This is a genomic window from Variovorax sp. GW821-FHT09D07 (genome assembly GCF_059416345.1).
Genome location: NZ_JBWKOY010000005.1, coordinates 124,522 through 136,245, shown reverse-complemented (window position 1 = coordinate 136,245; position 11,724 = coordinate 124,522). Strand labels below are relative to the sequence as shown.

Annotated in this window: 8 protein-coding genes; all 8 read left to right on the top strand. The window is 66.4% G+C overall.

The genetic code is table 11. From position 1 onward, the window contains the following. The first annotated feature begins 6 nt into the window (after positions 1 to 6). The 8 genes from tssM to clpA all read left to right on the top strand — a co-directional run bounded on the left by tssM (position 7) and on the right by clpA (position 11,641). Positions 7 to 4,074: a type VI secretion system membrane subunit TssM gene (gene tssM, locus AC07OX_RS19375; protein WP_495261594.1), complete on the top strand. Its 4,068-nt coding sequence runs from the start codon at positions 7 to 9 to the stop codon at positions 4,072 to 4,074. A gap of 18 nt (positions 4,075 to 4,092) precedes the next feature. Beyond that, positions 4,093 to 4,824, top strand: a complete 732-nt coding sequence (gene tagF, locus AC07OX_RS19370; protein ID WP_157755059.1) for a type VI secretion system-associated protein TagF — start codon at positions 4,093 to 4,095, stop codon at positions 4,822 to 4,824. Next, positions 4,821 to 5,948 carry a TagK domain-containing protein gene (locus tag AC07OX_RS19365; protein WP_495261593.1) on the top strand — a complete coding sequence of 376 codons (1,128 nt, stop codon included), beginning with the start codon at positions 4,821 to 4,823 and terminating at the stop codon, positions 5,946 to 5,948. Before tagF ends, AC07OX_RS19365 begins: the two co-directional genes overlap by 4 nt. Further along, a complete protein-coding gene (tssG, locus tag AC07OX_RS19360; protein ID WP_495261592.1) occupies positions 5,945 to 7,102 on the top strand; it encodes a type VI secretion system baseplate subunit TssG in 1,158 nt (385 codons plus the stop codon). The genes AC07OX_RS19365 and tssG overlap by 4 nt, the downstream gene beginning before the upstream one ends. Positions 7,103 to 7,127: 25 nt before the next feature. Then, complete coding sequence (locus AC07OX_RS19355) at positions 7,128 to 8,171, top strand: type VI secretion system protein TssA (RefSeq protein ID WP_495261591.1); 1,044 nt, start codon at positions 7,128 to 7,130, stop codon at positions 8,169 to 8,171. Next, positions 8,168 to 8,752, top strand: coding sequence for a hypothetical protein (locus AC07OX_RS19350; RefSeq protein ID WP_495261590.1), 585 nt, complete (start codon positions 8,168 to 8,170; stop codon positions 8,750 to 8,752). Before AC07OX_RS19355 ends, AC07OX_RS19350 begins: the two co-directional genes overlap by 4 nt. Before the next feature lie 140 nt (positions 8,753 to 8,892). Further along, positions 8,893 to 9,252 carry an ATP-dependent Clp protease adapter ClpS gene (gene clpS / locus AC07OX_RS19345; RefSeq protein ID WP_062471456.1) on the top strand — a complete coding sequence of 120 codons (360 nt, stop codon included), beginning with the start codon at positions 8,893 to 8,895 and terminating at the stop codon, positions 9,250 to 9,252. 67 nt (positions 9,253 to 9,319) lie between these two features. Next, positions 9,320 to 11,641 (top strand): ATP-dependent Clp protease ATP-binding subunit ClpA, encoded by a 2,322-nt coding sequence (gene clpA / locus AC07OX_RS19340; RefSeq protein ID WP_062471453.1) that lies wholly within the window; start codon positions 9,320 to 9,322, stop codon positions 11,639 to 11,641. Positions 11,642 to 11,724: the final 83 nt, after the last annotated feature.

The window sequence follows — 11,724 nt, the reverse complement described above, 5'->3', positions numbered from 1 at the left end:
TCACTCATGCAATATCTCAAACAGTTCCTGGCCTTCCTGTTTTCCCGACAGATGCTGGCCTTCCTCGCGATCGTGCTGCTGGTCCTCGCGATCTGGTTCATCGGCCCGCTGCTCGCGGTGGATGGGCTTCGCCCCTTCGCCTCGGTCGGGGTGCGCGTGACCTTCATCGTCATGCTGCTCGTGCTCGGTCTTCTCTGGATGGTGTCGGGTCCCTACAGCCTGTTGGGCGTGGCTGCGCTCTGCCTGCTCGTATGGCATGCAGGGCCTCTGCTGGCCATCGGGGCGGCGAAGCCATTGGCGCCGCTCTGGGTGCGCACCATGGTCATCTGCGCCATCCTTGTGATGTACGCGGTGTACTGGCTCTACCGTCTCTGGCAGGCCTTGCGCAACAACGACGATCTGCTCGCGAAGTTCCTGCGCTTTGGCCAGGATGCCGACAAGGACGACAGCGCGAAAGAGGAGCTCAAGACAGTCACCGCCACGGTCACCCGCGCCCTGGCCCAGCTGAAGGGCTTGCGTGGGCGCGGCGGGCTTCGCCGGATCCTGGAGGGCAAGCGCTACCTCTACGAACTGCCGTGGTACATGATCGTCGGCAGTCCGGGCGCGGGCAAGACGACGGCGCTCCTGAACGCCGGACTGCAGTTTCCCTTGGCGCGTCAGATGGGGCACGCGTCCAGAAGCATGGTGCTCCGGTCGGAAGGCGGTACGCTGAACAGCGACTGGTGGTTCTCGAACGAGGCCGTGTTGATCGACACGGCCGGCCGCTACACCACGCAGGAAAGCAACCCGGTCTCGGACCCCATCGAGTGGCGGGGATTCCTGGGGCTGTTGCGCAAGCACCGCACGCGCGCGCCGCTCAACGGCGTCATCGTCGCGCTCAATGCGGCCGAGCTGCTCACGATGTCCGAGATGGAACGCGCAGAGCATGCAAGCATGGTGCGAGACCGGTTGGCTGATCTGCGCCAGGAGCTCGGCATCCGCTTCCCGGTCTATGTGATCGTGACGAAGATCGATCTGCTGCGGGGCTTCAGCGAGTACTTCCAATCCCTCACCAGTGAAGGCCGCACCCAGACCTGGGGCTTCACGCTGCCGTTCCACGGCATCCAGAACTCGCGCGCGGCGGTGCGCGACCGCGAGCCGCTGCGCGCCCAGATCGAGGCGGAGCTGGCGTTGCTCAAGGACCGCCTGGCGGCGGGCCTGCGCGCCCGGTTGAACGAGGAGTTCGACGTCGACCGCAGGAAGCGCCTGTTCGCGTTGCCCCAGGAACTGGCCGGCATGTCGGCGCTCCTGGTGCCGATGCTCGACGAGATGTTCCTGGCGTCGCGTTTCGACGGAACCCAGCTGCACGACACGCTGCGTGGTGTCTATTTCACGAGTGGCGCCCAGGCCGATCTGGAAATGCCCGCCGATGCCGGCACGCTGTTTCAGCGTCTGCAGCGCAGTCTGGGCCTGGGGGCGGGCGGCGCATCTGCGGCTGGCAACGAAGAGGGAGGCAAGCCACCGGGAAGAATGGCCTCGACCATGAGGGGACAGCAAGGGTTCTTTCTGCAGGACCTGCTGACCAAGGTGATCATTCCCGAGGCGCATCTGGTGCGCCCCAATCTGCGCTGGGAGTTCCGCTTCCGGTTGCTGCGTCTCACCGGGCATGCGCTGGCCGGGGTGATCTTCCTGTGGCTTGCTGGCGCGCTGGCCCTGAGCTTCGGCAACAACCGCCAGTACCTGAGCGCCGTGGGCCAGCGCGCCGAGGCGCTCACCGTGCAGGTGCGCCAGCTGTTCGCCGATTTCAAGCCCGCAGGGGTCCCGGACGTGCTCAGCGGGGCACGCGAGTTGCCGGGCTATTCGGGCCTCGACATCGACAACCCGCCCGGCAGCTTTCTCTACGGCCTCTACACGGTGCCTCCGGTGCTGGATGCGGCCAGCGATACCTACGCCCAGCTGCAGGATCACACCCTGCTTCCCTCCGTCCTGCAGCGGATGGAGAGCGTGCTGAAGCAGAGCATGAACGACGGCGATGCCAAGACCGCGTACGAGGTCTTGCGTGTCTACAAGCTGCTGCACGACAAGGAGCGCTACATGCAGGGCGGAGCGCAGGATGTACGCAACTGGGTGCTGAAAGACTGGGAGAGGGCCGACAGCGCTGCCGCCTTTGGCGGCCGGGCATCGATGGTGGGGCATGTCACGGCTCTGTTCTCCGGTGCCCGACCAGTGCAGTCCGCATCGCTGCCCAACGAGGCGCTGGTGCGTGCGGTGCAGAACTTCCTGGACAGCAATACCTCGAGTCAGCGCGTCTATGAACGCGCCAAGGCCGCCATGCTTTCCGAGGCGCCCCAGGAGTTCACGCTGGTGCGCGCGGTCGGCCCCCAAGCCGGGACCGTGTTTTCCCGCGCAGGCGGATTGCCTCTGGAAAAAGGGGTGGCGGGCCTGTTCACCTATGACGGCTACCACGAGGTCTTCAACAAGCGCTTGCCGGAATTCGTGGTGCGGGCCCTCGACGACGATGCATGGGTCATGGGACGCGGCGCGCAGGGCGGCGCGACCTTGGCCACGCAAATGAAAACACCGGCGCTGCTCGACGAAGCGGCCCGCAAGCTGCGCAACGATCCGCTGCTCGATGACATCCGGCGCCAGTATTTGGCGGAGTACGCCCAGCATTGGGAGTCCTTTCTCGAATCGATCCGCACCGTGAGCGGCAGCGACACCACGGGAACGAGCCTGGGCTTCGATCTGAGTGTGCTGCGGCAGCTTGCCGCGCCGGACTCTCCGCTGGCACGGTTGGCGAGAGCGGCGGCCCGCGAGACCACCTTGTCGCGGCCGCTGGTGGTTCGCACGCAGGAGGAAAAAGGCTTCCTCGACAAAGCCACCGACGAACTGAACAAGCAGACCAACGCCATCGGCCGGAACCTCGGCATCCGGGCCGAGGAGCGGCTTGAAAAGCAGATCGTCGACAACCGCTTCGCCGCGCTGCGCGAGGTCGTCACGGGGCAGGCCGACATTGGCGTGACCAGCGCCGGTGCCGCTGCGGGCAAGCCGGGGCTCGAAAACATCTCTGGCCTGCTGAACGAGTTCTACACCTTGCTGGTCGTGGCAGACACGGCGCTCACAGCCGGAAGCCTGCCTCCCGGAGGTGCCGAGGTCGGCGCCCGTTTGAAGCTGGAGGCCGGCAAATTGCCGGCGCCCTTTCGTGAGGTGCTGACGGCGCTGGCCGCAAGCGGTGGCGACAAGGTGATGCTCGGCTCCACCGGCATCCTGCGCAGCCAGGCTCAACTGCAGCTCGACCGCATCATGGGGTTGATGGCGATGCAGGTCAGCGAGCCCTGCAAGCGCGGCGTGGAAGGGCGATACCCGCTGGCCGCCGTGACGCAGGACGCGTCCATCGAAGACTTTTCGCTGGTGTTCGCTGCAGGCGGGGCTGCGGACGAGTTCTTCAACAAGCACCTCGCCCCTTATGTCGACATGAGCGTGCGGCCGTGGCGCTACAAGGACCCGAATGTGGCCAATGCCATGGTCGGCATCGACGCGGCGGCAGGCAATGGCGCCGGGCTGAAGCCGGCCACTTCCGGTCCGACCTTGCTCGGTGAATTGCTCAAGCTTCTGGCCCAGAGTGGTCCGAGTCTCGACGCCTTCTACCGCGCACAGCAGATTCGCGACCTGTTCTTCCGCGACGCGGGCGGCAAGAAGCTGGCCTGGAAAATCGATCTGCGTGTGCTCGAGCTCGAGCCCAGCATCACCGAACTGGTCATCGACATCGACGGGCAAGGGCAGCGCTACGTTCATGGCCCGGTGCAGGCCTTTACCGTGAACTGGCCGGGGCCCCGCGGCGGGGCGATGGCGGAGATCACGGCCAATCCCCGCATTTCGAACCCGACCTCGACCTTCCTGGCCCATGGGCCGTGGGCCTTGTTTCGTCTTCTGGAGAAAGGGCGCATCGTGAGCACGGCCACGCCGGGGCGATTGAGCGTGGAATATGCGTTCGACGGCCGCAGGGCGTTGATCGATGTCAGTTCGGGCAGTCAGCCGAATCCCCTCGGTAGCGATGTGCTCAAGGGCTTTCGTTGCCCTGGACGCGCAGCCTGACCCATGCGGATGTGGAGCATGCTGCGTGCCGCGTGGCACGTCACCCCGCCCGCCATCTGGGGAAAACTTCCCGGTCATGCGGATTTCGTTCGCAGCGGCGTCCGCCACGGAGAGCCGGACGCGTGGATGCCTTGGCTGGCCCAGCAGTGCCGCCATGCCGGGGCGGACGCCACGGCACGTGCCATGGCGATTCCCGTCGCCTTCGTGCTTCCGCCAGGAACGCTGGCGTTCGCGCGGCGGCGCTTCGTGCTGGGCGTGATCGCGCCGTCCGTCGACAAAGTGGGGCGGCACCACCCTTTGCTCGTTTATCAACTGGCGCATCCGCGCTGGACGCAGGCGCACTTCGGCGCTCAGGTGCAGGAGCCCCTGGATTGGCAGTTCTGGCTTGCGCGTGCCGTGGCCCGTCATGCCTGTGCCCAGGGGGCGGCCGATCTGCGCGTGCTGGAGCGCACGGTGCGGGCGCTGTGGCGCGCGCAACAGTCGCAGAACGGGCGTGCGGCATTGAAGGACGAGAGCAACCGCGCGCATCGGCGCCGGCAGATGCAGGCATTGCTCGAACGTGGGGCGGGGCCCGCGTTGCCGGACGATCCCGCCGCGGCGCTGCAAGGCGTTCGCTTTCTGCCATGGGCTGACTGGCCGAGTCGGCTGCAGGGCCCCCGGGCGGAAATGGCGTTCTGGCAGCAGGACGCGCAAGGGCGCTTTGTCGGGGCGGCCAACCGACTGCAGAAGCTGTGGGGGGACGCACCATGATCCGCATGGAGACAAGGGAGGGCGACCCCGAAAAGACCCCATTGCGCCTGCAACTCACGCACAGCAACGGCGAGCCACGGCGTGGCGCGTTGTCGATCCCTCCCTCCGGCGCCGGCATGGCCGATGCGCTCCAGCTGTGTGGGGAGCGTCAGAGCGAAGCGCAATGGCGCGCGGCCAATCTGTGCCGCATCGCATGGAGCGACAGTGCGGGGGAATGGCGTTTGACGAACAGCAGCCACACGCTGATGTGCGTGTGTCGGGGCGAGCGCGTACCCGCAGGAGCGAGCGTGCCGGTCGCGCCGGGGGACACGCTGGAACTCGGGCTGTTGCGTTTCACGGTCGAGCAAGGTGCCCCGGCCGACGTGAGGCAGCCGAGCACGCAGGCGCCTAGTCGGCGCGGGTCCGCCGATGCCGATGCCGATGCCGATGCCGAGCGAGGCGCGGCGTCGCACACGCCCACGTCCGACGCGCCGCCCTTTGATCTGCGTGTATTGGCCTTCAACGACCCTCCGGAGGGCGGCGAGCGCGATGAACACGTGGATGTGCTGGCGAACCCGTTCGGCGTTCTCGACATCGCGGGGGCGCAACCGTCGCCCGTTGCCGATGTCCTGGCGGGGCTGCTCGGTGACGCGCCCGCGGCTGCGCAAGCACGACCTGCTGTGCGCCCAGCGAGCCCGCCGGCCCGTGGCGATGGCCGCCCGGCCAGTCTGCTCGACGAACTGCACGAGGAGTTCGTCCGCGTCGTGCGCGATCCCGCTCAACTCTCGGGGCGTGTCGACTGGGAGGGGCTGCTGGCATCGGGCAACGAAGCCGCGCCCACGCTCGATGACTTGCGCCGGCAGGCGGAGCCGTACCCGTTGCTGCGCGACATCCTGCTGCCGCGCGAGGGCATCGACCGGATCATCGAAGACTTCGAGCCCCTCGTGAGATCAGGCTTGCTCGACCAGGAGGTGCCCGAGGACGTGCTGGGCCTGTTCGCCCCGGAGCTGGCGCGCGACAGCCGTGCGCCATTGCCCAGCCTGACACGGCAAGAGCACCATGACCTGTCGCCTGACAGCCATCTTCACCTGGGGTCGACAACGCCGCACCGCGTGGGCAGCGACGAAGGCGAGGGGAAGCCATGACGAAATGCCCGGAGACTGCCCCCGGCGGGACGCTTCAAGACATGCTGGGACGATTGCGGCGTGCGCCGTGGAGGTTCGGCTTCCTGTCCCTGTTGAGGCGCTTCGGCGCGTCCCACCTGCAGCATCCCCCCGTCGGCTTGGCCAGGCGCCCTCAGCATGAGCCGTTCCGGCTGGGGCAGGCGGCGGCCTTGACCTTCGCGCCGCGCGAAATCGCCAGCGTGGTGCTGCCCGGCGAGTCGGAGCGCCGGGTGCCGGGAGCGTCGCCGACGCGGTCCGGCAACAACCCGACGCTGCCGGTCGTGCGCCTGTACGGCCTCGGGCTCCTGGGCCCCAACGGCCCGTTGCCGCTGCACTACACCGAACTGGTGCGAGACCGCACGGAAAACCACAACGACAGCACCCTGGCGGACTTTCTCGACCTGTTCCATCACCGCTACCTGACGCACATGTACCGGGCGTGGGCGCAAGGGCAGGCCGCTGCCGGGCTCGACCGGTCGGAGGACGAGGCGTTCAGCCGCTACATCGCACGCCTGACAGGGCACGACCCGCTCGAGATCTGCGATTCGGTGCTGCCCGCGCACGCCCGGTTGGCAGCCTCGACCCACCTGGCCCGCGAAGCCCGCAATCCCGACGGGCTGGCCGCCACGCTGGCGCACTTTTTCGCCGTGCCCGTGCAGCTGCAGGAGTTCGTGCACCACTGGATCCGGATCGATCCCGAGGACCAGAGCCACCTGGGGCGCGCGCGGACCTCCAGCATCATGGGCGTCGGGGCCATGGCGGGGGAGGTCGTGGCCGACCGGCAGAACAAGTTCCGCCTCTTGCTCGGCCCGCTGAGCCTGGAGCAGTACCTGCGTTTCACCCCTCAGGGGCAGGACCTGGGCTTGCTCGTCGAATGGGTGCGGGGCTTTGTCGGCTACGAATTCGTCTGGGAGGTGGAACTGCGTGTGCGCAACGACAGCACCCCGCCGGCACGGCTCGACGACGCCGAGAAGCTCGGGTGGTCCACCTGGCTCGGCGGCTCCGGCCGCGCGGAAGACGGGCGGCCTGCCGTCGATGCGCCGCGTTCGACGCCCGGCTACACCGTCGGCATGGTGTTCGAGCCCGAGGCGTACATCGGCTCGCGCCATCACGGCCAAGCGGCCGCGGCGCGCTGAATCTTTCATTGGGAGAACCTGCTCCATGACTGCCCCCATCCACACCGACGCCGAGCCCACAGCCTACGCCACGCGCGCCCGCATCGAGGCGGGCGACCGGCTGTCTCCCTTCAGCGCGACAGCGCCTTGTGGCCCCAGCCTGGAATACGACGCCGAATACGCCGTCCTGCTGGCGCGCATGTCCCCGCGTGGCGATGCGCAATACGGGCAGTTCGTCGGAGCACCCGACGCCCCGAACTGGGCCGAGATCGAACGGGACTGCCGTCGGCTGCTGTTGCGGACGCGGGACATCAATCTCTTTGTCTGGCTGTGCCGAGCACGCACCCGTCTGGCGCAGGCGGCAGGGCTTGCGCAGTCGTTGGTGCTGCTGGTCGAGGCGCTGCGGACCTGGCCCGAAGCGGTGCACCCCCAGTTGGTGATCGAAGGCGAGCGCGACCCGGCCGTGCGCGCCAATGCGCTCGCTGCGCTGGCCGATCCGGAGGGCCTGTTGAGCGACGTGCGAGAAGTCGTCATTGCAGCCAATGCCGCGCGGCACCTGACGGTGCGTGAAGTCGAGCGCGCCTTTGCGATGCCCCGGGCGCCGGACGCAACCAGTCCGGAGGCCATGGCGCAGCAGTTGGCAGACCTCGCGGCCGCTGCGTCGGGCGACGACCAGGCGCCGCTGCGCCTGTTGGCGCAAGCGGCCGAGGCGGCGGCGCAGATCGTCGCCTGGGCCGCCCAGCACCTGGGGCCGGACGCGCCTCCACTGCATGCGCTGGTGCGGTTGCTGGCCCCATTCCAGCGAACCGGGGCATCGGCGCCGCCTGTCGCGTCCGCAACAAGACCTGACCCGCTTCCGTCGTGGCCGGCAAGCACGCCAGCCGGTGAGGGCCTGGCGACACGCGACGACATCCTGCGTGACATTCGCAAGGCCCGCCGATGGTTCGAGAAGCACGAACCGAGCAGTCCTGTCGCCGTGTTGCTCAAGCAGGCCGAACGCATGACCGGCCTGCGGTTTTCCCAGGTGGCCGATGCCATTCCATTTGATCTGCTGCGCAAATGGGATGCCGACGAGGAGGCTTCGCTGTGACGCTGATCCAGGCCAATTTTCTTGTCATCTGCTTCGCGGTCGGCGCCGCTGGCGCCTTGCTCGGCCTCTGGGTGTTCTCGCACAGGCTCGGCAGGCAACTCGAAGCGCAGCGCCGTGCCTCGGATTCGGAGTGCGAACAGATACGGCTGGCGATCCGCGCCGAGTTGGCGCTGCTCGGGCAGCAGCAGACCGCACATCAGAAAGCGCAACGCTTGGCACTGGCGCGTTGGCAGGCGGAACAGGACGCGCGACGGCTGGCTGAATGGCAGGCGTTGTCGCCAACGCTCCCCACCTTGACGGGCAGAAGAGGAGGGCCGGTTGCGCCGCCCGTTGCACCGTCACCCCAGCAGCGGCCGAGACCAGTGCCACCAGTACCGGCCTTGCACGAGGATTCGGAGCTGCAGAACTCGCCGGTCCCACTCGCGCTGCCCGCAGCCGTTCACGAGGAAGCAGAATCGGCACCCGAGCGCGAACTCACCGACGAAGAAATCGACGCCTTGCCGCCCGATCTGCCGGTTCCGACCCGGGTGCCGGGCCGAAAATTGCCGGCGCCCAAAGGTCCCGTTCTGCGCAATCTGTAAAAAAGACCGGCAATCTGCCGGTTTTTTTACGTCTGTCTTCGTGCTGTCGTACACGACGCATGCCTCTTGATTTGTCGAATAGGCGTCACCAAGTCTGTTGGCGTCGGCACGGTGCTTGCACGCTCTATAGAATCTTTTTCATGGCAACGAGAATTCCCAAAACTCCCAGCACCCCACCGGCGCAGAAACCGGCGGGCGACGACGGAGATTCGGTCGTTCTGGAGCGCCGCCCGCAAAAAACGGCGCCGCCCCAGATGTACCAGGTCGTCATGCTGAACGACGACTACACGCCGATGGAGTTCGTGATCGTCATCCTGCAGGAATACTTCAGCAAGGACCGAGAAACGGCGACCCAGATCATGCTCAAGATCCACCTCGATGGCCGGGGTGTCTGTGGGGTTTATTCCCGCGACATGGCGGCCACCAAGGTCAATCAGGTGATGGAGGCCGCGCAGCAGGCAGGGCACCCGCTGCAATGTGTCAGCGAACCGGTCGCGTGAACCAGTTGAATTGCACGCGCTCCAACCCATCTGAGAACTTATTTACAGCAAGGCAAAAGGAAATCACATGATTGCCCAGGAACTGGAAGTCAGCTTGCACATGGCCTTCGTCGAGGCCCGGCAGCAACGCCACGAGTTCATCACCGTGGAACATCTGCTGCTCGCTTTGCTGGACAACCCGAGCGCCGCGGAAGTTCTGCGCGCCTGCTCGGCGAACGTCGACGACCTGCGGGCGTCGCTCACCAACTTCATCAAGGACAACACGCCGCAAGTGGCGGGTACCGATGATGTCGACACCCAGCCCACCCTGGGTTTCCAGCGCGTGATCCAGCGCGCCATCATGCATGTGCAGTCCACCGGCAACGGCAAGAAGGAAGTCACCGGCGCCAACGTGCTGGTCGCGATCTTCGGCGAGAAGGATTCGCACGCCGTGTACTACCTGCACCAGCAGGGCGTCACCCGCCTGGACGTGGTCAATTTCATTGCCCACGGCATCAAGAAGAGCGACCCGCCGGAAGCCGTCAAGGGCAGCGGCGAAGCACCGCAAGGCGAGGGCGAAGAGGGTGGCGGGGAACGCAACGAGAAGGCCTCGCCGCTCGAGCAGTTCACGCAAAACCTCAACCAGCTCGCCAAGGACGGCAAGATCGATCCGCTGATCGGCCGTGAATACGAGGTCGAGCGCGTCATCCAGATCCTGTGCCGCCGGCGCAAGAACAACCCGCTGCTCGTGGGCGAGGCCGGCGTGGGCAAGACCGCGATCGCGGAAGGCCTGGCATGGCGCATCACCCAGGGCGACGTGCCCGAGATCCTCGCCGAGGCGCAGGTCTACTCGCTCGACATGGGCGCGCTGCTGGCCGGCACCAAGTACCGCGGTGACTTCGAACAGCGCCTGAAGGGCGTGCTCAAGTCGCTCAAGGACAAGCCGAACGCCATCCTGTTCATCGACGAAATCCACACCCTGATCGGTGCGGGCGCAGCCTCGGGCGGCACGCTCGATGCGTCGAACCTGCTCAAGCCGGCGCTCTCCAGCGGCCAGCTCAAGTGCATCGGCGCCACCACCTTCACGGAATACCGCGGCATCTTCGAGAAGGACGCGGCCCTGTCGCGTCGTTTCCAGAAGGTCGACGTGGTCGAGCCGTCGGTGCAGGAAACCGTCGACATCCTGAAGGGCCTGAAGTCGCGCTTCGAGGAACACCATGGCGTGAAGTACGCCGTGGCGGCCCTGCAGGCTGCAGCCGAGCTCAGCGCCAAGTACATCAATGACCGTCACCTGCCCGACAAGGCCATCGACGTCATCGACGAGGCCGGTGCCGCCCAGCGCATCCTGCCGCCGAGCAAGCGCAAGAAGACCATCAGCAAGACCGAAGTCGAGGAAATCGTCGCGAAGATCGCGCGCATTCCCCCGGCCAACGTCAGCAACGACGATCGCAGCAAGCTGCAGACGATCGAGCGCGACCTCAAGAGCGTGGTGTTCGGCCAGGACAAGGCACTCGAAGTGCTGGCCTCCGCGGTCAAGATGGCGCGTTCGGGCCTTGGCAAGGGCGACAAGCCGATCGGCTCGTTCCTGTTCTCCGGCCCCACGGGCGTCGGCAAGACCGAAGCGGCGAAGCAGCTGGCCTACATCATGGGCATCGAGCTGATCCGCTTCGACATGTCGGAGTACATGGAGCGTCACGCGGTGAGCCGCCTGATCGGCGCGCCTCCGGGCTACGTCGGTTTCGACCAGGGCGGTCTGCTGACCGAGGCTGTCACGAAGAAGCCGCACGCGGTGCTGCTGCTCGACGAAATCGAGAAGGCGCACCCGGACATCTTCAACGTGCTGCTGCAGGTCATGGACCACGGCACGCTGACCGACAACAACGGGCGCAAGGCCGACTTCCGCAACGTCATCATCATCATGACGACGAACGCGGGTGCAGAGACCATGAACAAGGCGACCATCGGCTTCACGAACGCGCGGCAGGCCGGCGATGAAATGGGCGACATCAAGCGCCTGTTCACGCCTGAATTCCGCAACCGTCTGGACGCCATCGTCAACTTCAAGGCGCTCGACGAACAGGTCATCCTGCGCGTGGTCGACAAGTTCCTGCTGCAACTGGAAACCCAGCTCAGCGAGAAGAAGGTCGAGGTCACCTTCACCGACAAGCTGCGCAAGCACTTGGCGAAGAAGGGCTTCGATCCGCTGATGGGCGCACGCCCGATGCAGCGCCTGATCCAGGACACGATCCGTCGTGCACTGGCCGACGAGCTGCTGTTCGGTCGCCTGACCGACGGCGGTCGCCTCGAAGTCGACCTCGACGAGAAGGACGAAGTGCTGCTCGACATCCAGCCGATCCCGAAGAAGGAAGGCAAGTCGAAGCCCGAAGCCGAGGAAGCCGCCACGGGCTGATCCCGCCTCTCTGAGGAACGAAGTCAAAGGCCGGTAGCATTCGCTGCTGGCCTTTTTCTTTGGGCCGGCCGAAAACACCCCGC